The organism is Polynucleobacter wuianus (assembly GCF_001659725.1).
Classification (GTDB): Bacteria; Pseudomonadota; Gammaproteobacteria; order Burkholderiales; family Burkholderiaceae; genus Polynucleobacter; species Polynucleobacter wuianus.
Genome location: NZ_CP015922.1, coordinates 1,502,079 through 1,526,237 on the forward strand (window position 1 = coordinate 1,502,079; position 24,159 = coordinate 1,526,237).

24 protein-coding genes, 1 other RNA gene and 1 pseudogene are annotated in these 24,159 nt (G+C 45.9%); 9 read left to right on the top strand and 17 right to left on the bottom strand.

Annotation, left to right across the window (positions count from 1 at the left end):
* Positions 1 to 33: 33 nt before the first annotated feature.
* The 10 genes and pseudogenes from lapB to gyrA all read right to left on the bottom strand — a co-directional run bounded on the left by lapB (position 34) and on the right by gyrA (position 12,493).
* Complete coding sequence (lapB, locus tag A8O14_RS07735; protein WP_068948976.1) at positions 34 to 1,245, bottom strand: lipopolysaccharide assembly protein LapB; 1,212 nt, start codon at positions 1,243 to 1,245, stop codon at positions 34 to 36.
* A gap of 108 nt (positions 1,246 to 1,353) precedes the next feature.
* Positions 1,354 to 1,650 (bottom strand): annotated as a pseudogene (locus A8O14_RS07740) (integration host factor subunit beta); the annotation flags it as partial.
* Positions 1,651 to 1,702: 52 nt separating this feature from the next.
* Positions 1,703 to 3,376, bottom strand: a complete 1,674-nt coding sequence (gene rpsA, locus A8O14_RS07745; protein WP_068948978.1) for a 30S ribosomal protein S1 — start codon at positions 3,374 to 3,376, stop codon at positions 1,703 to 1,705.
* A gap of 153 nt (positions 3,377 to 3,529) precedes the next feature.
* The gene (cmk, locus tag A8O14_RS07750) at positions 3,530 to 4,192 is read right to left on the bottom strand and encodes a (d)CMP kinase (protein WP_068948979.1); all 663 of its coding nucleotides are present in this window, start codon (positions 4,190 to 4,192) and stop codon (positions 3,530 to 3,532) included.
* Between the two features lie 15 nt (positions 4,193 to 4,207).
* On the bottom strand, positions 4,208 to 5,527 hold the full coding sequence (aroA, locus tag A8O14_RS07755; protein WP_099092336.1) for a 3-phosphoshikimate 1-carboxyvinyltransferase: 1,320 nt from the start codon (positions 5,525 to 5,527) through the stop codon (positions 4,208 to 4,210).
* Positions 5,528 to 5,535: 8 nt separating this feature from the next.
* Positions 5,536 to 6,417: a prephenate dehydrogenase gene (locus A8O14_RS07760; protein ID WP_068948981.1), complete on the bottom strand. Its 882-nt coding sequence runs from the start codon at positions 6,415 to 6,417 to the stop codon at positions 5,536 to 5,538.
* Between the two features lie 21 nt (positions 6,418 to 6,438).
* Positions 6,439 to 7,563 (bottom strand): histidinol-phosphate transaminase, encoded by a 1,125-nt coding sequence (gene hisC / locus A8O14_RS07765; protein ID WP_068948982.1) that lies wholly within the window; start codon positions 7,561 to 7,563, stop codon positions 6,439 to 6,441.
* A gap of 18 nt (positions 7,564 to 7,581) precedes the next feature.
* Complete coding sequence (gene pheA, locus A8O14_RS07770; RefSeq protein ID WP_068948983.1) at positions 7,582 to 8,661, bottom strand: prephenate dehydratase; 1,080 nt, start codon at positions 8,659 to 8,661, stop codon at positions 7,582 to 7,584.
* The gene (gene serC, locus A8O14_RS07775) at positions 8,661 to 9,758 is read right to left on the bottom strand and encodes a 3-phosphoserine/phosphohydroxythreonine transaminase (RefSeq protein WP_068948984.1); all 1,098 of its coding nucleotides are present in this window, start codon (positions 9,756 to 9,758) and stop codon (positions 8,661 to 8,663) included. The genes pheA and serC overlap by 1 nt, the downstream gene beginning before the upstream one ends.
* Before the next feature lie 26 nt (positions 9,759 to 9,784).
* Positions 9,785 to 12,493 (bottom strand): DNA gyrase subunit A, encoded by a 2,709-nt coding sequence (gyrA, locus tag A8O14_RS07780; RefSeq protein WP_068948985.1) that lies wholly within the window; start codon positions 12,491 to 12,493, stop codon positions 9,785 to 9,787.
* Between the two features lie 159 nt (positions 12,494 to 12,652).
* Between gyrA and ompA the strand changes: the two genes are divergently transcribed.
* The 5 genes from ompA (at position 12,653) to A8O14_RS07805 (ending at position 16,534) form a co-directional block, all read left to right on the top strand.
* Positions 12,653 to 13,225, top strand: a complete 573-nt coding sequence (ompA, locus tag A8O14_RS07785; protein ID WP_068948986.1) for an outer membrane protein OmpA — start codon at positions 12,653 to 12,655, stop codon at positions 13,223 to 13,225.
* A 97-nt stretch (positions 13,226 to 13,322) separates the two neighbouring features.
* The gene (gene ubiG, locus A8O14_RS07790; protein ID WP_068948987.1) at positions 13,323 to 14,012 is read left to right on the top strand and encodes a bifunctional 2-polyprenyl-6-hydroxyphenol methylase/3-demethylubiquinol 3-O-methyltransferase UbiG; all 690 of its coding nucleotides are present in this window, start codon (positions 13,323 to 13,325) and stop codon (positions 14,010 to 14,012) included.
* Positions 14,009 to 14,695, top strand: coding sequence for an HAD family hydrolase (locus tag A8O14_RS07795; protein ID WP_068948988.1), 687 nt, complete (start codon positions 14,009 to 14,011; stop codon positions 14,693 to 14,695). The genes ubiG and A8O14_RS07795 overlap by 4 nt, the downstream gene beginning before the upstream one ends.
* A gap of 65 nt (positions 14,696 to 14,760) precedes the next feature.
* Positions 14,761 to 15,119, top strand: a transfer-messenger RNA (tmRNA) gene (ssrA, locus tag A8O14_RS07800).
* A gap of 161 nt (positions 15,120 to 15,280) precedes the next feature.
* Positions 15,281 to 16,534, top strand: coding sequence for a tyrosine-type recombinase/integrase (locus A8O14_RS07805; protein ID WP_068948989.1), 1,254 nt, complete (start codon positions 15,281 to 15,283; stop codon positions 16,532 to 16,534).
* On the opposite strand, the gene A8O14_RS07810 is transcribed toward A8O14_RS07805, so the two are convergent.
* The 3 genes from A8O14_RS07810 to A8O14_RS07820 are packed head-to-tail and all read right to left on the bottom strand — an operon-like array spanning position 16,531 to position 19,076.
* Positions 16,531 to 18,141, bottom strand: a complete 1,611-nt coding sequence (locus A8O14_RS07810; RefSeq protein WP_068948990.1) for an AAA family ATPase — start codon at positions 18,139 to 18,141, stop codon at positions 16,531 to 16,533. The genes A8O14_RS07805 and A8O14_RS07810 overlap by 4 nt on opposite strands.
* A gap of 48 nt (positions 18,142 to 18,189) precedes the next feature.
* Positions 18,190 to 18,543, bottom strand: coding sequence for a M15 family metallopeptidase (locus A8O14_RS07815; protein ID WP_228385055.1), 354 nt, complete (start codon positions 18,541 to 18,543; stop codon positions 18,190 to 18,192).
* Positions 18,540 to 19,076, bottom strand: a complete 537-nt coding sequence (locus tag A8O14_RS07820) for a hypothetical protein (protein WP_068948991.1) — start codon at positions 19,074 to 19,076, stop codon at positions 18,540 to 18,542. The genes A8O14_RS07815 and A8O14_RS07820 overlap by 4 nt, the downstream gene beginning before the upstream one ends.
* Between A8O14_RS07820 and A8O14_RS07825 the strand changes: the two genes are divergently transcribed.
* Positions 19,075 to 19,260, top strand: coding sequence for a hypothetical protein (locus tag A8O14_RS07825; RefSeq protein WP_068948992.1), 186 nt, complete (start codon positions 19,075 to 19,077; stop codon positions 19,258 to 19,260). The two genes, A8O14_RS07820 and A8O14_RS07825, sit on opposite strands and share 2 nt — an antisense overlap.
* Here the strand turns inward: A8O14_RS07825 and A8O14_RS07830 are convergent.
* Both A8O14_RS07830 and A8O14_RS07835 read right to left on the bottom strand, forming a co-directional pair.
* Positions 19,257 to 19,640 (bottom strand): hypothetical protein, encoded by a 384-nt coding sequence (locus A8O14_RS07830; RefSeq protein WP_068948993.1) that lies wholly within the window; start codon positions 19,638 to 19,640, stop codon positions 19,257 to 19,259. The genes A8O14_RS07825 and A8O14_RS07830 overlap by 4 nt on opposite strands.
* A gap of 11 nt (positions 19,641 to 19,651) precedes the next feature.
* Positions 19,652 to 20,698 (bottom strand): phage major capsid protein, encoded by a 1,047-nt coding sequence (locus tag A8O14_RS07835; RefSeq protein ID WP_068948994.1) that lies wholly within the window; start codon positions 20,696 to 20,698, stop codon positions 19,652 to 19,654.
* A gap of 237 nt (positions 20,699 to 20,935) precedes the next feature.
* On the opposite strand from A8O14_RS07835, the gene A8O14_RS07840 reads away from it, so the two are divergent.
* The 3 genes from A8O14_RS07840 to A8O14_RS07850 all read left to right on the top strand — a co-directional run bounded on the left by A8O14_RS07840 (position 20,936) and on the right by A8O14_RS07850 (position 22,130).
* Positions 20,936 to 21,352, top strand: a complete 417-nt coding sequence (locus A8O14_RS07840) for a MarR family winged helix-turn-helix transcriptional regulator (protein WP_068948995.1) — start codon at positions 20,936 to 20,938, stop codon at positions 21,350 to 21,352.
* A 68-nt stretch (positions 21,353 to 21,420) separates the two neighbouring features.
* Complete coding sequence (locus tag A8O14_RS07845; RefSeq protein ID WP_068948996.1) at positions 21,421 to 21,726, top strand: DUF2917 domain-containing protein; 306 nt, start codon at positions 21,421 to 21,423, stop codon at positions 21,724 to 21,726.
* A 14-nt stretch (positions 21,727 to 21,740) separates the two neighbouring features.
* Positions 21,741 to 22,130: a tautomerase family protein gene (locus tag A8O14_RS07850; protein WP_068948997.1), complete on the top strand. Its 390-nt coding sequence runs from the start codon at positions 21,741 to 21,743 to the stop codon at positions 22,128 to 22,130.
* 192 nt (positions 22,131 to 22,322) lie between these two features.
* Here A8O14_RS07850 and A8O14_RS07855 read toward each other — a convergent pair whose 3' ends face one another.
* Together A8O14_RS07855 and A8O14_RS07860 are read right to left on the bottom strand one after the other, a co-directional pair.
* Positions 22,323 to 23,081: a hypothetical protein gene (locus A8O14_RS07855; RefSeq protein ID WP_068948998.1), complete on the bottom strand. Its 759-nt coding sequence runs from the start codon at positions 23,079 to 23,081 to the stop codon at positions 22,323 to 22,325.
* On the bottom strand, positions 23,081 to 24,106 hold the full coding sequence (locus tag A8O14_RS07860) for a helix-turn-helix domain-containing protein (protein ID WP_068948999.1): 1,026 nt from the start codon (positions 24,104 to 24,106) through the stop codon (positions 23,081 to 23,083). Before A8O14_RS07860 ends, A8O14_RS07855 begins: the two co-directional genes overlap by 1 nt.
* Positions 24,107 to 24,159 lie beyond the last annotated feature (53 nt).

Sequence of the window (24,159 nt, forward strand, 5' to 3'; positions counted from 1 at the left end):
AATAATGTCTATATGTCTATTTTATAAATGGTATTACATTGATGGGCCGCTTGGAGCGACACCTTCAGAACGTCTTGGGGAGTATGCCTCCCAATTATTACAGCCAGGACATTGCCAATAAAAACGACGTGCACGGAAACCGCAATTACCACAGGTATAGCGAGCCAAGCTCGTAGTGCGCTGACGCAAAAGGTACAAAATCGATTGCAATTCAGAGAGTCTCTCTGGGTTTGCGCTACCCTCTTCTAAAGCAAGACGGGTTTCAGCCAATTTAGATAAAGCACTTAAGCTTGGAGAGTGTTGCATTACTTCAGACAACATCACGTTAGCAGCCTCTGGTCCCCGAATTTTCATAACCTGCTTATGAACAATATCTAATAACTCGCCTGATGCTTGGGTCTTGAGTAATTCGCAAAGTCGATCCAACCCTTCATTCTCTTTGCCTAGGGCTGTGTGAGCAATCATCCAACGATCGGCTAATAGATGCATATAAGCAGGATGCGATGCAGCGACTACACTCCACACTTCAATCGCTTGTGGTGGTCGCTCTACTGCCATTAAATAGTCGCCCTGCAAAATTAAGGCACGAGCATGGTTAGGCACAGCTTGCAGCGCTCTTGCAATCGATTGTTCAGCATCTACTAAGTCTTTGCGACGTAAGGCATCCTGACCTAGCTCACAATGAAACTGAGCAATTTCAGTGTGATGAGATTTCCCTTGTAAACCCTCAAGCTCAGCAGCGGCAATGATGGCTTTCTTCCAATCACGCTCTACTTGATACATCTCTAACAAACTTTCTTTTGCTGGCACAGCGTACTTACCATCGCCGACCCGGTTCAGCGATGCCTCAGCGCGATCGAGTAAACCTGCGCGCAAAAAGTCACGGCCTAATTCATAAGCAGCATGATCACGATCGCGCGGCTTTAAGTCATCACGGTTAGCTAGATGTTGATGCACTTTGATAGCACGCTCAGTCTCACCACGACGACGGAATAAGTTACCAAGTGAAAAATGGAGCTCAACAGTCTCAGGATCTAGTTGAGCAATCTTCACGAGTGTTTCAATTGCTTGATCAGGTTGCTCGTTTAATAAGAGACTGAGGCCTTTAAAAGTGGAGCGTTGCTGACGCATGCGCTCACGCTCATCCATGCGATTCTCAAGACGCAAGTCCCAACGTGATGCTAACCAGCCAATACCAAACATAACTGGTAGAAGCAGTAACCAAGAGGTAGCCATCTGAATCATGGTGCGCAGAATCTAAATAAAAAAATGGTCCGAACGGACCACTGAGGATGAGCCAGAATACTAGGCACTAGAACCCTCTTCAGGGCCCGCTTGTTTCAGTGGCTTGTAATCTACTCGCTCACGCAACTCTTTGCCGGGCTTAAAATGCGGAACGCGTTTTTCTGGGATCAATACCTTCTCGCCAGACTTTGGGTTACGACCGGTGCGTGCAGGACGATGGTGGAGCACAAAACTCCCCACGCCGCGCAACTCAATCCGCTTACCTTCTGCCAAAGCTTGAGTCATTGTGTCCAGCAATGTCTTGACTGCCAACTCCACGTCCCTGGGCAGAAGCTGCGGAAACTGTTCCGCGAGGCTCTCCACGAGTTCGGAGCGGGTAATTGCTTGTTGCTCTTGATCTGTCATGATCTATCAATAAAAAATCGCCGCCCTCCTAATGGAAAGCGGCGATATTGATTTAGCCTTGATTGTCCAATTTTGCTTTTAACAAAGCACCCAAATTGGTTGTGCCAGACTGCGCATCACCTTGGAGCTTGCTCATTGCATCTTGTTGATCAGAGCTGTCTTTTGCTTTGATTGAAAGATTGATCACACGTGACTTACGATCAATATTGATGATCATTGCAGTTACGCTATCGCCTTCTTTTAATACGTTACGTGCGTCTTCAACGCGATCTGTTGAGATCTCAGAAGCACGTAAGTAAGCTTCAACTTCATCAGCCAAGTGAATTGTTGCACCCTTAGCATCAACCGCCTTAACAGTACCGGTAACTAAAGCACCTTTGTCGTTAACGGATGTGTAGTTGTTGAATGGGTCACCAGACAATTGCTTGATACCGAGAGAGATACGCTCTTTCTCAACATCGATTGCCAATACGGTGGCCTCAACTTCATCACCTTTTTTATATTTCTTAACAGCTTCTTCGCCTGACTCATTCCATGAGAGGTCTGAGAGGTGAACTAAACCGTCGATACCGCCAGGCAAGCCAATGAACACACCGAAGTCAGTGATTGACTTGATTGCGCCAGAAAGCTTGTCGCCTTTTTGTTGTGAACGTGCAAACTCTTCCCATGGATTTGCTTTGCACTGCTTGATGCCCAAGCTAATACGACGCTTGTCTTCATCAATATCGAGAACCATCACTTCAACTTCGGTACCCAATGCAGTTGCTTTGCTTGGAGCAACGTTCTTATTGGTCCAATCCATTTCAGAAACGTGTACCAAACCTTCGATACCAGATTCGATTTCAACGAATGCGCCGTAATCAGTTAAGTTGGTTACTTTGCCGAATAAACGGGTGTTCGGTGGGTAACGACGAGCGATACCTACCCATGGATCATCGCCAAGTTGCTTCACACCGAGTGAAACACGGTTCTTCTCTTGATCGAACTTCAAAATCTTAGCGGTAACTTCTTGACCAACAGTCAACATCTCGCTTGGGTGACGCACGCGACGCCATGCCAAATCGGTAATGTGCAAGAGGCCATCGATACCACCGAGGTCAACGAATGCGCCGTAATCAGTGATGTTCTTAACGAGGCCAGTTACTACTGCACCTTCTTTAAGGTTAGACATCAACTTAGCACGCTCTTCACCTTGGCTAGCCTCTACAACTGCACGACGTGACAACACTACGTTGTTACGCTTACGGTCGAGCTTGATAACCTTGAACTCCATCGTCTTACCTTCGTAAGGGCTGGTGTCTTTAATTGGGCGTGTATCAACGAGTGATCCTGGCAAGAATGCGCGGATACCGTTAACCATCACAGTCAAGCCGCCTTTAACCTTACCAGTAACAGTACCGGTAACGATCTCAGCTTGCTCGAGAGCTTTTTCCAAATTCAACCATGATGCCAAGCGCTTCGCTTTGTCACGGGAGAGGATGGTGTCGCCATAGCCGTTTTCGAGGGCGTCAATAGCAACAGAAACGAAATCGCCAGGAGCTACTTCAATCTCCCCAGCGTCGTTATGGAATTCTTCAACAGGAATAAACGCTTCAGACTTTAAGCCAGCGTTAACAACGACGAAGTTATGGTCGATGCGAAGAACTTCAGCCGAAATAACTTGGCCGGTCTTCATATTCGATCGGGTTAATGATTCTTCAAATAATTCTGCAAATGATTCAGACATGTGTATTCACTTTTTGCCGTCAGAAGGCCCGACGGGTTAGGTTAAAAAAGCCTTAAAGAAACACGCTAATGAAATGATCGCGTTGTGGAGTTTCCTAAGACACCAAAACTACTTCTTGTAAAACTAACCGCCAACTACTCACTACTTACAAAACTAAGCAATCGCGGATTGATACCAATCCAAAACTGTCTTAACTGCTTGATCTATCGAAAGATCTGATGTTTCAAGCACTTTTGCACCATCTGCAACCAACAAGGGTGCGGTACCTCGACTGCTATCTCTGGCATCGCGCTCCTGCAAATCTTGCAGTAAGTCGAAAAGTTTAGCAGAAATTCCCTTAGCTATCAATTGCTTATAGCGACGTTCGGCTCTAGCGATAGCTGTTGCCGTCAAAAAAACCTTCAAAACTGCATCGGGGAATATGACGCTTGCCATATCCCTGCCATCAGCCACTAGGCCAGGGGGTTGGCGAAAACTGCGTTGCAGACCCACCAAAGCAGTTCTCACCTCAGGATGAACGGCCAAGGTAGAGGCCCTCAGGCCAATGTTTTCAGTGCGAATGGCATCCGTAACATCTTCGCCATTGAGAAAAATTTGAGAATTTTTAAATAAAATCAACAACTTAGGAACTAAAAGGCCTAATTCAGGGCCATTTTTGACGTCAATTCCTTGTTTTTCACTAGCTAGGGCCACTAAGCGATAGAGCGCCCCGCTATCCAAATAATGAAAACCCAATTTCTCAGCAAGCAAAGAAGCAACTGTACCTTTACCCGAGGCAGTGGGACCATCAATTGCGATGACTGGAAAATTGCTCATGAAATCGTTTTTGAGTTAACTAACCACTTTCGCAAATTCTGCGAAGTAAGTGGGAAAAGTTTTTGCTACGCAGTTGGGATCATTGATCTTGAGTGCATTCGGACCAAATGCGGCCAGTGAGAAACACATCGCCATGCGATGGTCATCATAAGTATCGATACCTGAACTCGGTGAGCTCCAATCATTATTCGATGCTGGCGCTTGAACAACGATATAGTCAGCACCTTCCTCAACAATCGCACCAACCTTTTTTAATTCTTTTGCCATCGCAGCGATACGATCGGTTTCTTTGATGCGCCAACTTGCAATGTTATTTAAACGGGTTGGCCCTTCTGCAAACAAAGCGACAACTGCAAGTGTCATTGCAGCATCTGGAATTTCTGTGCAATCAATTGTGATGCCATTAAGCTTGCCATTGGCATTCTTTACACCCGAAACTTCAATCCAATCCTCACCAGCAGAAATATTAGCGCCCATCAAACCAAGCGCATCAGCAAAAGCGACATCTCCTTGAATGCTGTTATTACCCACACCCAGCACTCGCACTGGGCCAACGCCTATGGCGCCTAAGGCTAAGAAGTAAGAGGCAGAAGAGGCATCACCCTCTACTGATAATTGACCTGGACTCTTGTAAACCGCATCAGAAGTTTTTGCAGGAATCAAAAATGACTGGGTATCAGGGCAATCTACATTTATCCCAAATCGCGCCATCAGCTTAAGGGTGATATCGATATACGGACGAGAAATGAGTTCACCAATGACCTCAATACGTACCGGCTCATTTGCAACCAAAGGTAAAGCCATCAGTAATGCCGTCAAAAATTGACTGGAAACATCACCACGTACCTTAACAACATCTTTAATTTGAATGTCTGAAGCCAAGATTTTGATTGGGGGATAGCCTTCTTGCATTTCGTATTCAATCTTGGCGCCCACCTGACGCAAGCCATCTACCAAATCACGAATAGGCCTTTCATGCATCCGCGCAACACCAGATAAGCGATATTGACCACCTTGCATTGCCAAGGCAGCAGTTAGGGGGCGGATTGCAGTACCTGCATTACCCATAAAGAGATCAGCATCGCGAACTGGAAATTTGCCACCACAACCCTCTACAACGCAAACCTTGTCAGCCTTATCAGTGACAGACAGACCAAGCTGACGCAGAGCATTACGCATCACCTGTGTGTCATCTGCATCTAATAGATTTTTCAGAGTGGTGGTGCCAGTAGAAAGCGCCGCTAAAAGTAAGGCGCGGTTTGAAATACTCTTTGAGCCCGGCAAGACAATAGAGCCTTGCGCTCGCTTCAATGGACCAATAGTGATATCTGGCAAACCACTCATCAAATAGAGTCCAAATCTTGACGGGCTTTGCTCGCCTTATTAAATAATTTTTCTAGCCCAGCACCGTCATTTTCGGCAATAAGCTTACGCATATGATTGACGATCAACAAATACTGATCTAACTCTTTCAGGATAGCGGTTCGATTACCCAAGCAAATATCACGCCACATTTCTGGACTAGAAGCTGCAATTCGAGTGAAATCTTTAAAGCCTGCGCCGACATGACCAAGCTTTTGATCCGCATCTTCAGAATTGACGACGCTAGCCATCAGAGCGTAAGACAAGATGTGCGGCAAATGAGAAACTGCCGCATAAATTGCGTCATGCTGTACGACACCAATCTTTTTCACCTCAGAACCAACAGACTCCCAAAAACCGATGATCAATGCAGTATCTTCGGGGGAGTTCTCTTGCAAAGGGCAAATGATGGTTTGCTTGCCTTGGAATAAATCTGCCTTAGCAGCACTTGCACCATGTTGCGCCCCACCTGCAATTGGATGGGCCGGCACAAACTGACAAGCCTTTTTACCTAACACTTCTTTGGCAGCCAAAATCACATCGCCTTTTGTGCTTCCTGCATCTGTAACCATGGTGCGGGACTCAAGATGGGGCTCCATCACTTCAAATGCTGCGCGCATTTGGGCTACTGGAACACAAAGCACAATCACATCAGATTGTTTGGCTGCTTCTACTAAATTAACTACGCCATCAATCGCGCCCATCTTCAAGGCTTGATCTAAGTTTTCTTTGCTACGGCCAACCCCTAAGATTTTAGTAACCACACCCGCTTTTTTGAGTGCTAAACCCAAAGAAGCGCCAATCAAGCCAACACCAACGATGGTGACAGTGCCGTAATTGCTTGAAGGATTGATGATGGTCATTGATCTGTTTGTTTTGGGAATTTACTGCTGCGCCACGATCGCTCTTAAGGCATCCAGAAATACCGCGTTTTCTTCTGGCAGGCCAATAGAGATCCGTAACCACTGTGGCAAACCATAGTTACCTACCGGACGAACAATAATGCCGCGCTTGAGTAATTCCAAATTAATGCGTACACCCGCTTGATCATCTTCACCAACTTTTACCAAAACAAAGTTGCCAGAGGATGGTAGGTACTGAAGTCCTAGCTCATCAAATGCCTTGGTAAATTGCTCGTAACCTGCGCGATTGAGTTCAAAGCCTTGCTGCAAAAATGCTTCGTCCTGAAATGCAGCGATTGCCGCCGCTTGAGCCAAGCTATTTACATTAAATGGCTGACGAATACGGTTCAATAAATCCGTTAAGTGAGGCTGAGCAACACCATACCCAATACGTAAACCCGCAAGCCCATATGCTTTAGAGAAGCTGCGAGACAAAATCATATTGGGAAAGCGCTTGACCCATGCAATTGCGTCGTAGCGTTGCTCAGGCGTTAAATACTCGTTGTAGGCCTCATCCAAAACCACTACTACGTGAGGCGGCACTGCTAACAAGAAGTCTTCAATCTCTTTTGCCGTGAGATAACTTCCCGTTGGATTATTTGGATTGGCTACAAATACCAACTTAGCCCTGTCACCAGCAGCTTTGACTGCAGCCACCATCGCTGCTAAATCATGGCCATAAGTAGCGGTTGCCGAAACCTCAACCGCCTTAGCACCAACAGCTTGGGTCGCTAAAGGGTAAACAGCAAATGCATGTTTAGAGAAAATGATTTCATCACCCGCTTGCGCAACAGCACGTGCCGCTAACTCAAGGATGTCATTACTGCCATTGCCCAGAGTAATCCAATCACTTGGCACTCCCAAACGCTTAGCCAATACATTCTTGAGATCAAAACCGTTGGAGTCTGGGTACCGACCCAAATCACTCGCAGCCTTGAGCATTGCATCTTGTGCGGACTTGGGCATACCCAACGGATTTTCATTGGATGCCAACTTCACAATCTTGTTTTCATCAAGACCGTATTCGCGTGCAACTTCGCTGATGGGGCGCCCACCAACGTAAGGTGCGATTGCATGAATATGTTTCAGACCAATCTTAGAAGTCATTCGGATTTTGCAAGTTGATTAAATAGAGTGAGGATATGAGCCGAGGTTCTTATAAAACGCAGCAACTCCCTTGAGCTCATCTAAAGCTTTTACAACTTTTTCATCATCGGCATGGCCAGCGATATCTATGTAGAAGTGATATTCCCAAGTGCCTTTGCGTGCAGGACGAGATTCAAAGCGATTCATGGACACGCCATGTTTTGCTAAAGGCGCTAACAAGCGATGGACTGCGCCAGGCTGGTTATTTACTGAAAGCACTAAAGAAGTTTGATCTTTACCAGTAGGCTGACAAGCGTAATTGCCCACCACCACGAAACGAGTGCGATTGTGCGGATCATCTTGAATCTGCGCGGCAACTGCTTGCAAGCCATAAGCTTCTTGTGCAGGATCACCAGCAATAGCGGCTAGGGTTGGATCGCTTGCCGCCAAACGCGCCGCTTCAGCATTACTGCTTACGGCCTGACGCTTCAATTGTGGTGCATGCACGCTTAACCATTGTTGGCACTGAGCTAATGCTTGTGCATGGGCGCAAACCGTTGTGACACCATCTAAATTACCACTCTTAGTCAAGAGATGATGACGAATCGGCAACACCACTTCACCGCTAATACGCATCGACGAATCCAACAACAAATCGAGTGTGCGAGAGATTGCCCCTTCACTTGAATTTTCAACAGGAACTACGCCAAATTGCGCCGCACCCTTCTCTACAGCTTTAAATACTTCATCCAAGCTTGCACAAGGCAAGCCTGCAATTGAGTGGCCAAAGTAAGTTTGTGCGGCCTGCTCAGAGAATGTTCCTACCGGCCCAAGATAGGCAATTGTTTGGCGAGCTTCTAAAGCTCTACAAGCAGACATCACTTCACGCCAAATAGCGGCGATGCCATCAGGAAGCAAGGGGCCTTTGTTAATTTCTTGCAAGCGAGTAACGACCTGACGCTCACGCTCAGGACGAAAGACTGGTGATGAGAAGCCACCTTTGACATGACCCACTTCTTGCGCAGCTTTTGCACGCTGAGTCAGCAAATCTAAAATCTGTGCATCCAGCGAATCAATTTTTTCCCGCAAGGGAGCTAAGCGCTGTTCTTCAGTACTCATTAAGCCCGCCTTTCAAAGTCGCGCATAAATTCAACCAAGGCTTTTACACCTTCAATGGGCATTGCGTTATAGATACTAGCGCGCATACCGCCTGCAGCTTTATGGCCACGCAAGGCAACTAAACCAGCAGCATTTGACTGCGCCAAAAACTCTGCGTTTAGGTTCTCATCTTTTAAGAAGAAAGTCACGTTCATCCGTGAGCGATATTCCTTGGTGACGCGATTTTCATACAAACTACTTTGATCTAAGAAGTTGTAGAGCAAATCGGCTTTCTCTTGATTACGTTTTTCAATCGCCTTCACACCGCCCTGTTTAAGCAGCCACTTGAAACCTAAACCAGCCATGTAGATTGAAAATGTCGGCGGGGTATTAATCATCGACTGAGTATTGGCCTGAACAGACCAGTCCCAAATCGTGGGGGTAATGCCCATACTATGACCCAACAAATCTTTACGAATAATGACGATTGTCACACCCGATGGGCCAATATTTTTTTGCGCACCACCAAACCACACGGCGCACTGCTTGACATCCATTTCCTTAGAAAGAATGTTGCTTGAAATATCTGCAACCAATGGAATATTGCCAACATCTGGAACATTTGGAAACTCTACGCCACCAATGGTTTCATTCGCACAGTAATGCACATATGCCGCATCGCTTGATAAGTTCCAAGATGATCTTGCAGGAATTGTGTTGAATTTTTCTGCAGCAGAAGAAGCAGCTAAATTTGCTGCGCCGTATTTCTGCGCTTCTTTATATGATTTTTCAGACCAAACACCCGTAACAATGAAATCCGCTTTGGGCCCATTTTTAGCGAGCGGCATGAGATTCATTGGAATGGCTGCATTTTGACCAAGACCACCACCTTGCAAGAGTAGGATCTCGTAAGAGTCAGGAATACTCATCAGGGTACGAAGATCTTGAATAACCTCTTCGTACACCTCCATGAACTCTTTACTGCGATGGCTAATTTCCATCACGCTCGTACCGAGTCCACGCCAATTAAGCATCTCATCGGCAGCCTGCTTCAATACCTCTTCGGGCAAAGTAGCAGGCCCCGCAGCGAAATTGAAGATGCGGCGGTCAAAAGTCATAGCGTTACGAGTCTTGTGATGACGCTTTAAGCGTCACTTGCCGCATCAGGATTGGAATCAGCTGCTGGCTCTACAGAAGCATCACCTTCTTCACCATCATCAGCATCATCGTCTGAATCGCTTTCAGCAATGCGTTGCAAGCCAGACAAACGAGTGCCTTCATCCACGTTGATTAAGGTCACACCTTGAGTGGCGCGGCCCATCTCACGAATTTCAGATACACGAGTGCGCACTAAGACGCCGCCTGTAGTGATCAGCATAATTTGATCTTCAGGTGATACCAAAGCTGCAGCAACAACCTTACCGTTACGCTCTGTTGTCTGAATTGCAATCATGCCTTTTGTGCCACGACCATGACGGGTGTATTCCGCGATCGGCGTACGTTTACCGTAACCATTTTCAGTTGCAGTTAAAACGCTGCTTGGAATCGCAACACCATTAGCATCAACCACTGCCGCTTCAGCACCCTCAGCAGCTTCCGCTGGAGCAACCAACATCGCAATCACTTGATGACCTTCGCCCAAGTTCATGCCACGCACACCACGTGCAGTGCGACCCATCGGGCGAACATCATTCTCATCAAAGCGTACGGCTTTACCCGCATCGGAGAACAACATCACATCATGCTGACCATCGGTAATTGCTGCACCAACTAAGAAGTCATTTTCATTCAAGTCAACCGCAATAATGCCGGCCTTACGTGGGTTGGAGAAATCAGACAAACGTGTCTTCTTCACAGTACCCAAGCTTGTTGCCATGAAAACGTACTGATCATCTTGATAACCCTTAATTGGAAGAATCACCGTAATTTTTTCGCCTTCAATCAGCGGGAACATATTGACTATTGGCTTACCGCGCGATGTGCGACTACCTTGCGGTACTTCCCACACCTTGAGCCAGTACATACGACCGCGATCGGAGAAGCACAAAATTGTGTCGTGTGTATTCGCCACGAACAAAGTATCAATCCAGTCTTCATCTTTCGTTGCAGCAGCTTGCTTGCCACGACCACCACGTTTTTGCGCGCGGTACTCACTGAGCGGCTGACTCTTCATGTAACCAGTATGTGAAAGTGTTACCACCATATCTTGCGGTGTGATCAAATCTTCAGTGAAGAGCTCGGTTGCATTCATTTCGATAAACGAACGACGACCGTTGTCACTTCCAGCAGCGCCAAACTCAGATTGAACTTCTTTGAGCTCACTTTCAATTACAGAAGTAACGCGCTCTGGTCTTGCTAACAAATCTAGCAAGTCAGAAATCTCCGCCATCACTTCTTTGTACTCATTCACAATCTTGTCTTGCTCAAGGCCAGTCAAGCGTTGTAAACGCATCTGCAAAATCTCTTGGGCTTGGCTATCAGACAGACGATACAAACCCGTAGTTTGCATGCCGTATTCAGGCAGCAAGCCTTCTGGACGATAAGCGTTACGGCCGCCTGGTGTATCGGTCTCAGCGCGCGCCAACATCTCACGTACCATTGAGGAATCCCAAGCTTTGCCCATCAATTCTTGTTTAGCAATAACAGGATTTGCAGCTGCTTTAATAATCGCAATGAATTCGTCGATGTTTGCTAGTGCAACAGCGAGACCTTCTAATACGTGGCCACGTTCACGTGCTTTGCGCAATTCAAAAATGGTGCGACGTGTAACCACCTCGCGACGATGCTGCAAGAAGTACTCCAGCATTTGCTTCAAGTTCAACAAGCGTGGTTGGTTGTCCACCAATGCCACCATGTTCATACCGAAGTTATCTTGCAGTTGAGTACTCTTGTACAAATTATTGAGAACCACTTCAGGTACTTCACCGCGCTTGAGTTCAATCACAACACGCATGCCAGATTTATCTGACTCATCACGCAAATCAGAAATACCTTCAACTTTTTTCTCATTGACCAACTCGGCAATGCGCTCGAGTAAGTTCTTTTTATTTACTTGATATGGCAATTCATCAACGATGATCGCTTGACGCGCGCCCTTGTCTAAATCTTCGAAGTGAGTTTTGGCACGCATCACCACACGACCACGACCGGTGCGATAACCCTCACGAACCCCTTGAACACCGTAAATAATGCCGGCGGTCGGGAAATCAGGGGCTGGAATAATCTCAATCAGCTCATCAATTGAGCATTCTGGGTTGTGGAGGACGTGTAAACAGGCTGAAATCACCTCATCCAGGTTATGGGGCGGGATGTTGGTAGCCATACCCACTGCAATACCCGAACTGCCGTTTATCAGCAAATTTGGCACTTTGGCCGGCAAAATCAGGGGTTCTTTCTCGCTACCGTCGTAATTTGGCCCAAAATCGACAGTTTCCTTATCTAAATCGGCCAAAAGCTCATGGGCGATCTTGCGCAGGCGAATCTCGGTATACCGCATCGCAGCAGCGTTATCACCGTCTACGGAGCCAAAGTTACCCTGCCCGTCTATCAGCATATAGCGCAGAGAGAAATCCTGGGCCATGCGAACGATCGTGTCATACACCGCAGAATCACCGTGCGGGTGGTATTTACCGATTACATCGCCAACTATACGGGCAGATTTTTTGTAAGCTCGGTTCCAATCGTTGTTTAATTCATACATTGCGAATAAGACCCGGCGGTGAACCGGTTTGAGGCCATCACGCACGTCTGGCAGGGCTCTGCCGACGATGACGCTCATTGCGTAGTCCAAATAGGACCGCCGCATTTCGTCTTCGAGGGATATTGGTAGTGTTTCTTTAGCGGCTTGTTCCATCTAGAAATAATATCATTTTGATGACAGAGGGGCGCTATGCTAAGATTCTGTCAGTTTGTACGAAATTGAGATGTGTCGCTTTGCGGTTTTTAGCTTCAAAGTAGGGCGAATTACATTTAAGTTTGACTTTAATTAAAAAGAGATTTTTGAGGACTAAAAATGAACAAAACCCTAAAACTGTTGCTCGCTTCTGTTATTACTGTTTCTGCTTCCGCAGCAATGGCTTCTGATAACTGGCAAAACGGCGACGGCGCCCTTAACTGGAAAAACGGCGACGGCGCATTGTGCTGGCGTGATAACAGCTGGACACCTGCAACTGCAGCTAAAGGCTGTGACGGTGCATTGGTAGCTGGTGCTGCTGCTTCTGGCGTTAGCCAAAGCAAAATCACTTTGCAAGCTGACACACTTTATGACTTCAACAAGTCTGACTTGAAACCAGAAGGTAAAGCTACTTTGGACAAGATCGCTGCTGATTTGAGCAAGATCAAGTTGGAAGTAATTATCGCTGTTGGTAACACTGATAGCGTTGGTACAGATGCATACAACATGGCCCTCGGTCAGCGTCGTGCGCAATCCGTTAAAGCATACTTGGTAAGCAAGGGTGTTGACGGTAGCCGTATCTACACAGAATCAAAAGGCAAGAGCAATCCAGTTGCATCTAACGCAACTGCTGAAGGCCGTGCTAAGAACCGCCGTACCGACATCGAAGTTGTTGGTACAGCAGCTAAGTAATTCACTTTACTTGTAAAAAAGCCCGCTTCTAGCGGGCTTTTTTATTTCCGCTATATTCATAAACTTCACCAATTGCTCCACACTAAAGTAACTCAATATGAACGTTGATCAATCTGAAATCGCTAAATTTAGCGCCCTCGCCCATCGCTGGTGGGATCCCAATAGCGAGTTCAAGCCTTTGCATGCGATCAATCCACTGCGCCTTAATTGGATTAAATCCTTCGTGAGTTTGGAAGGTAAAAAAGTGGTTGATATTGGTTGCGGTGGCGGCATCCTGGCTGAATCCATTTCCCAATCGGGTGCCGACACCACCGGCATCGATTTGTCTGAAAAAGCATTAAAGGTTGCTGAATTGCACGCATTAGAAGTAGGAGCCACTCTCACCTATCGCTCCATCTCTGCAGAAGCCTTGGCTGAAGAACAACCAGAACAATATGACGTCGTAACATGCATGGAAATGCTTGAACACGTTCCTGATCCTGCATCTGTGGTGCGTGCCTGCGCCAAGCTTTGCAAGCCGGGCGGCACCTTATTTTTTAGCACCTTAAATCGCAATCCAAAGTCCTACTTATTCGCCATTATTGGTGCAGAGTACATTCTCAAGTTACTGCCAAAGGGCACTCACGAATACGCTAAATTCATCAAGCCTTCAGAATTAGTCGCCTTTACGCGCCAAGCAGATCTCGAAATGCTCGGCATGAAGGGAATGAGTTACAACCCCCTCACACAGGTATACAGCCTGAATGATGATGTGGATGTGAATTACATGATTGCCGTGCGTAAATGACTGCAGGTTTAAATGTAAGCCCCTACCAAGGAGTCTTCTTTGATTTGGATGGCACATTGGCCGATACCGCTCCAGATTTGGTAGCGGCTACAAACAAGCTCCTCATCGCTCGCAATTTAGCCCCAAAGCCATATGAGTTTCTGAGGCCCTATGCATCAGCTGGCGCCCGTGGACTTCTTGAGGGCGCATTTGGTATTAGCACAGACCATCCAGACTTCATAGCTTTGCGTGATGAATTTTTTACCAACTATGAAAAAGCTCTCTTGGTCGAAAGCAAGTTATTTGACGACATGCATCACTTACTCGATGCAATGGATCAAGCCAAACTGCCCTGGGGTATTGTGACCAATAAAAGCCAACGCTTTACCAATCCCTTAGTTGAGCTCATGGGTTTAAGTCAGAGATCCATTTCGACTGTTTCAGGCGATACAACACCTTATTCAAAGCCACATCCAGAACCGATCTTGCATGCAGCCAAAATGGCCAATGTTGACCCTACAAAATCGCTTTATGTTGGAGACGACATCAGAGACGTTCTGGCAGGCAAGGCGGCAGGTATGCAAACGGTCGCAGCAGCCTATGGTTATTGCGGCTGCAAAGAGCCTCCAGAGGCCTGGGGTGCGGATTTCATCATCCATACCCCGCTTGATTTGTTGCAAATCATCTTTCCCAGCAAGGGATAAGGTAAAAGATATTCGGTAATTTAAGGCCAGCGGCTTTAAAATAGTGCCTCCTATGCATGAACTCTGGGGTCGACATGGTTTCGACGTGGATTACAAAGCATCAAGGGCATACCGAGGACCCGTTATCTCGTAAATCAATGGGAATGTAATAACTGCTAACGACGAACGTTACGCACTAGCCGCTTAATTGCGGTTGCCCCTGAACTGATTCTCTCTTGGGTCAGGTAGCGCAAGCTACATCAGGGTCATATACAAGAGATAAGACTATTTTGCGTCACGAAGAATAGTACGAAAACTTAGTGAATCGTCAGCGAGGAACGTGTCAATCCGTGCCTAACTGATTAAATTAAACGATATGACTAAGTATGTAGAACTTGTTGTGGAGGATTTGCGGACGCGGGTTCGATTCCCGCCGACTCCACCATTTTGAAGTATGTAACAGTCCAACGCCACCCACCAGGGTGGCGTTTTTCTTTGTAGATAAAGGGCTGTACGCCCATTGTGGTCTTTCTAGATTCTGCTGTATCCAAATACGCTGGGGGTATTATTGGGGGTATCAGAGCAAAATCGAACAGGGTCAAAAACATGGTTGGGGGTATTTCTGGAAAGCTTACGGATAAAGGGATCAAGAGCTTCATCAACCGCTCAGCCCCAGGCAGCAAGCTTGCAGATGGCCGAGGCCTTTATTTACTTATCACCCAGACCCAAACTGCTATTTGGCGCATCAAATATCGCATCGAAGGCAAAGAAAAAAGTTATTCCATAGGCGGGTATCCACAAAACAGCTTGGCTCAAGCAAGACTAGAGCTAAACGAGGTCAAAGCCTGTCTTACCAAAGGCCAGGATCCAGTCATTTCTAGGCGCCTTAATAGAGCCAATGCCGCTTCTCAGAGTGACAGCACCTTCAAGGCTGTAGCCGAAGAATGGTTCTCCATGAAAGAGAAAGAATGGAGCGCAACCCACTTCACGAAATCCAAAAGGGCTTTTGAAAGGGATGTTTATAAATCTCTGGGAGCACTGCCTATTGAAAGTATTACTCCCTCAGTTATTGCCAAGGCAATTGAGACCATTAACAAACGAGATGTTCTAGAAACTGCCACAAGAATTTTGCAGCACCTCAATGGGGTGTTTCGTTATGCCCAGGCTAAAGGTTTGTGTGAGGGTAATTCTGCTGCACCAGTGAAGGAAATTCTTCCGCGGAAGAAAACCAATGGACGGATGCCTGCATTACTAGATTGGAATTCTTTAGGCGCCCTCTTACGCGCTGCAGATGCTGCACGCCTCTCACCATCAGTTAGAGCGGCTCATCGCCTTCTCGCATTTAGTGCAACGCGTATTAGTAACGTTGTGCAAGCTGAGTGGAAAGAATTTGATCTTGATGCAGATATTCCGATTTGGGTAATACCTCGAGCCAAGATGAAAGATCACACGCGTATTGGTGATCACCGCATTCCTTTGGGTCCGCAAATCACTGCAGAGTTAAAGGCATGGGGGAAACTGTTTGGTAGGCGAGGTTATGTATTCCCATCCCCCACTGGTAATCAATACATTAGCCGTGAAAGTCTAGAGAAAGCTTATCGAGTAACACTCAATATGGCGGGCAAGCATGCGCCACACGGTTGGAGAAGTGCCTTCTCAACATTAGCCAGAGACAATGGCTTTGAGCAAGATGTTGTTGAGTTGGCACTAGATCACGCGCATGGGAATGAGGTTGTAAGGGCTTATGATCGTGGTGAAAGATTTACACAACGGATTGAGCTATATAAGTGGTGGGGGGAGAAACTGACCCATGCGCAGAATGGGGCTGAGATTATTGAGTTATCGAAGAAGGTGGCTTAGCGCCCAAAAAATATACATTCCTCTAGCTCTTTAAATACCACCATATCCCTGGTTATGAAGTCAGATAAATCTGTCTTAAATTGCTCTTTACTTATACTAAATGTAACGCCACATAACTCTTTGATCGCACCGGTCTGATCCTTTAGGTTATCGTCGAAAATTTCTTTAACCAGCGCATCGTATCCATCCGAATCAAATGATAAGCCGTTAAACTTAGAGTACCCCTCCAGAACAGACTTGTCATAGAGATAATTTTCAATTTCTAAACGCTTCAGAACTCGGTGATTTGACGGATTACCTGACAAGTATTTCTCCCGATCCTCTTGGGTTGTTGTTTTCCCTGAGGCCATATCTCTATCTTTCAACACTAAAATTTCAATCTTGGAAAATACCTTTGATAGGATTGCAATCGCGACGTTACTTCTTTGATCCAACTCAGTATTGCCGCCACTAGAAACAAAATAAGTATCTGGATGGCTTTCATAAAAAATATTGTTATAGATAATAGCGTCCAGACCTCGCTCTATTCCCTCCTTTCCGGGTTCGCCCCTACCCTCGCAATAAACAATTCTTTTGGGACTCACTAGGTGTGAAATATCATCCAACGCGATTGTAAAAATTTCCCTCCAATTTAATATGCTTCTTTTAATTGGCCTTAAAACTTGTGCCTCTGAGGCCAAATTTAATCCATCTTTGAATAGAATAATTTGGCTTTCATCTTTAAGATTTTCTTGAAGAGCCCTCAAAAAACCGATGCTATGTGTAGTTATCCATATTTGACAATCTGGACCTATCAGCCTGTTGATCTCCAGCAATAGATTCTTTTGTATAGAGGTGTTAATGTGGAGCTCCGGCTCATCAAGCAAAAAAATAGTATCGCTGTATTCTTCCTTTCTAAGATATAGATCCAAAAGAATATCAACGACTTCTTTTTCGCCTGAGGATAAGACATTGAACTCAAATTCGCTGAAGTGGTCCAATTTTTTAAAGAAGATTGTGCCTTTTGAATCTTCTATGTCACCTAAACCGCTTACTTCGATATCCAAGCATTTTTTTAATGATTCATTTAAATCGCCAATAATCTTTTGACGTGCCTCACTCGGCTTGCAATCCGTTTCATTTAAATACTTAGTGTATTTAATATTTAACCTTCTGTAGTTGTCCTCCATCTTGTCATCAAGATCAGATGATGAAGTTGCTCCATAACCATTTAATTTAATCTCTGGCGTAGCTTTAGATTCGCTAACCTTTAGATTGCTGTTGTAGCGATATGGACTTCTAAATGAAAAAATAGTTTTTTCATGGCCAGTTTTCTTCTTTGCGGATTGAAGGGACTCAAAACTTCCCGTATTAAATTCAATCTCTACATTCGTATAGTCATAATTTGGCTGTCGATTCATCGAATGGTACTCAAAGCCTTTAGGAGCTTTACTTCCAATATGTCCCCATGCATTTGCGTGAAACAACATGCCATCCAATATGCTACTTTTTCCGCACCCATTTGGTCCAACGAGCACAATAATTCGCTTCGGACTATCGCCCAAATCAATAGTCAAATCAAAGAATCTCTTATATCCGTTTTTTAATCTTATCTTTTTGATTTTCATATCAAGGTCTTTAATTTAAATTATTGATCAGTAGTCGAACAAGCAAGTCTAAACCCTCCTTTCAAAATGCGGAACATCCACAAATCCCTTGAAATTCCCACCCCACCTATTCTTAGAGCTCAGACTCTCCCAATATTCACCTACCGTGCGGATTAGCTCTTTATCCCATACCAACCTACCATTCCAGAAGAAATTGAGATCAATAGCGCAGCGTCTTAAATGGTTGCTATTCATAGTCTTTGATCTACCACTCCTGAAATAGATCTCCTGCTGCTCTGGTGAGCGCCAGAGCTCACCCCCTGTAATCACCCAACCCTCTGCAGTAGCAAACTGAATCAGCCTGGTGACGTCAATTAGAAAAGCTGCTTGTTCCGCTACTAAACTGCTCACTTTTGAATTCACTTCAACTCTTCTCTTCTATTCGAGCCATGCATACGCATCTCAAAGATCTTCTCTACTGATCTTCCGCCAAAGTAAGCCAGCATGACTAGTTGCCCCCATTCGCCGAGAAGCTTTACGTAGGCTTCATTGATATCTATTCCCATGGCTGAGAGCAAGGCGAACAATAGATAGGCCGTCAGGATGTAAACCAGCGTTCCTGGTCTGATGTTCTTCGATAACTTGGAGTCACTGCCCATATCTGATTGCCAGCGATTGGTTGCATTATCTTGGGAGGCTCGATGCATCTCTGCTAGAAGCTTTGATTCCTCTATTTCAAGTTCTTTTTGCTTTAGGGTGTATTGCAAAAGGAGTTGCTCTTGTTCAATCTCTAGCTGCTTGAGCTTGATGAGGTCTTCCTGACTGGGATTATCTGGAATGCGCGCACCAATCTTGCTCTCGATGAATTCCTTGCCCTTGGCTTGGACGGCGCCTGCAAGCAGACCAAGACCATTGACGGCCAAGGTTTGCACTAAAGATGTGATGATTGGAAGCATGTCATTAGCTCTTTTCTTGATGCTTATATCTAGAAGTCCATCGCCCCACTACCGCCTAGGTCTTTTTGGTGTTGGCAGTGGGGCGCAGTTACGCGCGCCCACACACCATGGTTACTTCAACACCCGCAGCCGCACCCAAACACCTGCCGCTAGTGGTCATGGCGATGGCCTTCCCTACTGCTAGCGTTTCTTGACTCCTTTGGTTTCTGATGGCCCTTGCCCAAGAGCTCCTTCTAATGTCTTCTCTTGTGCTGGGAGCTGACCTTCATTCATCAGACCTTCTACAATCTCCATTAGGCGATCACCATCATCTTCGCCAAAGACTTTGGCTACGACTTCATGGCCATACTTGGCGCATAAGCGGTCGTACTCCTGCTCTGGAGTGATAGTTGTCTTTGATGGGCGCTCGAACACCGTGACGTTCTCGCGCCCAAAGAGGTTTCGAAGGATATTGGTCTCATATGGCGGTACATGCACATGGATGGTTGTGAATGCATCCCTGCGTACTACCGCTTCCACCTCTTTAATTTGGAAGTCGCTATGAATGAGTTCTTTGTGGTTCATATTGATCTTCCTTATTGAATGGCTAATACCGCATGGGCATTTACTCTTGAGATGGATAAAGCACAACGTAAGTTCACCATGGCGTACATGGCGAGCGTGTCATGCGGACGAATTGGGGCAACGATGTCTAAGTCGTCATCACGCAACTTCATAAAGCGCGTGTTGAGGAAATAGCAGCGCTTACTCCACTCCACTGTGCGATTAGCCATGGCATCAAGTTCATCAAACTGCGGATCCCAGATGATCTCAACCCCTTTAAAGGCTAGGCCTGTGTTCACTCCTGCACCCACGCCAGCATCGATGTACTTGGTTTCACCTGATCCGGCAATATGAGTCACTGTCACTTGCTTACGATAGGTATCAATGAACTTGCCACCCGCGATGATGAAATCAGGACTTCCACCATGCTTAATGCATTGTCGCCATGCAGTCTCCATCTCCCCGACTAAGTTACCTGGCGCTGTTGACGCAATGTCTTTAACGGCGTAGTTGCGCCAGTAACTTGCTTTAGCTCGATCGATACCACCTACTGTGCCAGCATCTGGCGCTAAGCTGACTAGGGTGTCTAGGCCCACTACGGCATCTGCGCCGTGTGAGCCGTCGCGGTGCAGCTCAAGATCTAGCTTATTAAGGAATCCTTCTCTCAGGACCTCTAATTGCTCATCCAAGAGGTTGATGAGTTGTACACGCTCGTTGTATTCCAGCTGAAAACCTCGCGCCCCACCCTCACGCACTTTGATGCCATTGCTAAATAAGCGGTCATAGTCGATATACAAGCCATCGACCGCTCTACGCCATGGGAAGGAAGCTTGCTCAGTCGTATTGCGCTTATTGAATTTGACCGTCTCCTCGCCAAATGCCCAGCTAAAGTTGCTGCCGTGCTCTTTGCGGATGTTCTCCACTACGTTCTGCTTTGCACCTAATAGGCTCTTGCGTCCTTCCATGAGTTTTTTAAGGAAAGGTCGCTCTACGGCGATTTGATCGACCGGTAGATTGCGCAAGTACTCATCCAAGGATACCTTAGCTAACTCTTGCAAGTCTGTATTTGAAATTGGCATATGCCACCCCTATCAATATGTTTATCTATTCGAATATTAGTTGGCTTCATTCCAATTGATAGAGCGTGAAGCTATCCATTGCTACGCTGCTAGTCGCGACTCTAGCTTTAACGCGGTGGCATGAAGCACTGAGATCAATTATTGGGGTGATAGGCAGGGGCTTGGGATATTTGTGGGGTTTTTATTGATATTTTGAATATAGTTGCATAGCTAATGAATATGTATTACACTACCTTCATGTTTGAACAATGTCTCTATTTCAATACCACCAGCCTAGCTCGTCAGCTAGAGCGGGAGTGGACGGGTGCTTTTAAGCCTTTTGGGCTTACCCCTTCTCAGGCTTTTATGCTCAGAGTGGTTTTAGATAAAGCACCGCTACTGCAAAGTGAATTGGCTAAGGAGATGAATATTAGCCGCCCTACTGCTACCCGCGCTTTGGATGGCTTGGAGCGCCTGTCTTTAATTAAACGGCAAGCATCTGAGAAAGATGGCCGGGAGCAAGAGATTCATCCGACCAAAAAAGCCATGGAGATGAAAGATGCCATTAATTCTGCCAGTGTAGCCGTAGCTAAACGCCTTAAAAAATCACTTGGAACCAGTCATTTTGAAGAAGCTGTAGATCAAATTAGAGGTATTAGCTCAGCCCTGAAATGAGCTCTTTTTTATTTCCCTAATAGTTGCATAGCTAACTTGTTGTTATGTAAAGTCAAATGGAGAATCAAATGAAAATTGAACTAGGAAATACCACCCTTCGTGTAACCGAAAGCAATAAAGTGAGTTTTTCACAGGCGAAAAATGTAAGCCTTGAATGTGTTCATGGAGATATCTGGCTAACCTTCAATGACTTACAGGGTGATTTTTTACTCACCAAGGGGGAGCGACTCATTATTCCAAGCAACGGCATAGCCCTGATTCAAGGACTACCGGCGGCAACAGTGAAATTCTCCAACCCTCAAATGGCACCAAGCCACTTAGCGAGGCTATTGAACTCAATACGCAATCATTTTTTAATCGCAGTAAGCCCATAAACAAGGAGAACAACATGCCAATCTTGAACGTAAAAGTCAGCGGACAAAAGAATATTGTCACTACCAAAGCGATACATGAACTATTGCTAGACCTCACCCACCTCATTCTAGGCAAAAAGAAGGAAGTAACCGCTATTGCAATTGACTATGTAGATCCTGAATGCTGGATGGTTGGCGGCAAGTTATTAAGCGAACAAGGTAAGAATAGCTTTTACTTTGATATCAAGGTAACAGATGAGACCAACACTAAGGATGAGAAGGCTCGGTATATCAAAGAGGCCTTTGATGGGTTTGAGCGCATCTTAGGCAATCTGCATGAAGAGAGTTATATCTACGTGCAGGATGTTAGAGCTGCTACATACGGATATGGCGGAAAGACCCAGGAATATCGATACCACCAGTAGGCACTCACCCCTTCGCACTGGTCTTTATGCCCAATGTGCCTGTCTGCCACCTTGGGCATAAATGAGCGTTTCTTTGGTCGTGGCCATCAAGGGTTCGCAAGCCACCCCTTTGGGGTGCCCTTGACGGAATTTCATTCGAGTGTGATTGGCTAAATGCTTTGCGGCACTCTTTGAATGTGTGAACAATCTTTTTTATAGGAAGGCTTGTTTAATCTGGCTCAAGACATCCGCTAAATTTGATCCCTTTGGATGATTTAGGCCGCTCGGATCAATAGATTCATCCTTAGCTTGGCCTAAAAATTTCACCATGTCTTGCCTTATTGATTCTGGCAATTCATATTGAAAATCAACAGGCAGAATGGATACCAACCTCAACACATCTCGCAAGTGCTTTTTGATGTCATCCGAATCAATCTTTTCACCAGCACGCTTACGCTCACTCAGATCAAGCCAGGCTTTTGCTTTCAGGGGAATCAGAACGGGGGCATCCACCCAGATAAAACCAGGTTTTCTATCCCTTTTTATCAAACCGTAATAATCATCATCCAGCAAAATCGCGGAAAGACTAGAAACATCCTCTGCTAGAGGAATCGCCCGCATATCGCCAATATCCCTCTCTCTAAGAAAGTCTGGCTTTCTTGAAAAGAGTTCAAGCATGAATGGGTATCCAGCGGTCTTAGGTTTTTTGAAGCGGTAAAACTGCCTAGTGGAGTCGCTCTTTTGCTGAATCTCGTACTCACCCGCCTTCACAAATTCCCAAAATTTCTCAATGAACTCAGGGGTCAGCGCATCAACAATCACAACAATATCCAAGTCTTTAGTAGTGCGGCTAAATAGCTCTCCGGCATTCTCCATAGCCAACTGCGTAGCGCTACCGCCTATCAACACATACTGATCTTCAAATCCTTTAAACGCTTCCTCAAAGACCTTAAGCCCTACTTGCGTTGCCATTAACTTATTCCTCTCAACAATTCTTTTAGCACTACCTGAACTCGATCATCATCCATAGCCTGAAGACTTAAAAACAAAGAATATGGGTCCACGATGCCGTTATTGGCATCCCTCTCTTTGGTATTTAGAGCTTTAATTCTTTGTGGTGCATAACGCCAAACCTCTAATTCCAAAGCGCCATCGATTGCCTCGGGCACCACTTGCTCAGCATCTAATTCGCGCTCCAACTTGCGCCAGTCCAACTCTCCAATCGCCCGCACAATATTCTGAGGCTCTCCAAGCATGGTTTGCTTTGCTAGGGCGCTCAATCCCGCAAGGGGTAGCCCCTCAATATAGGGATTTGGATTTCTAATCCACAGACGCTTACGTACCGGGCTTTGTAAATAAGGCTTAATGGCTTTCCAGAGCTCACCCCCTTCCACTGTTAGTCGCCAGAGTCGCCCTCCTCTATAAGCATCCATGTCTAACCAACCATGCTCCATCAACTCGCTTTTAATACGAGTCATAGTCATGAGGCTATAGCCCAAGTACATGGCAATCTCTTTTGGATTTAATGTGTCAGGCAAATTACCAAGCAGCGCATTAATAAAGAATACTTGTGTTGCTACATGTAGCTTTTCTTTAGTATCAACCTTTGTTGCTAATGCACGCTCTTGAAACTCAACTCCCAACGGGGGTAGGTAAGCCTGTTTAAACGGAATGATAAAAGGCATGCGCCTCGCAACCATCTCTTTGCGCGCATAAGCTTGAAGAGTATCTCCAACCCAAATAACAGGCACCCCAGCCTCTTTCTGAATAAGAGCCCTTTGTTTAAGTAAGGCCGGCAATGCTTGAACCCCGTCCTTATTGGCCATCAAAAGAACCTCGATCCCACCTAACCTGGCTTTGCCCATATCGTATGTTTGGGCAAGATAGCGCGGTAATTGCACTCCTTTCTCCCAAGCGCCCTCCTGCAGCAAATCCTCTCCTAGGGTTTGCTGCAAGTAGGTACCTGCTTGAATAAATAGGTTGTGCGCATTCGTCATGCATCCATTTTAACACTATTTTTAACTATTAACATACAGTATGTTAATAACAA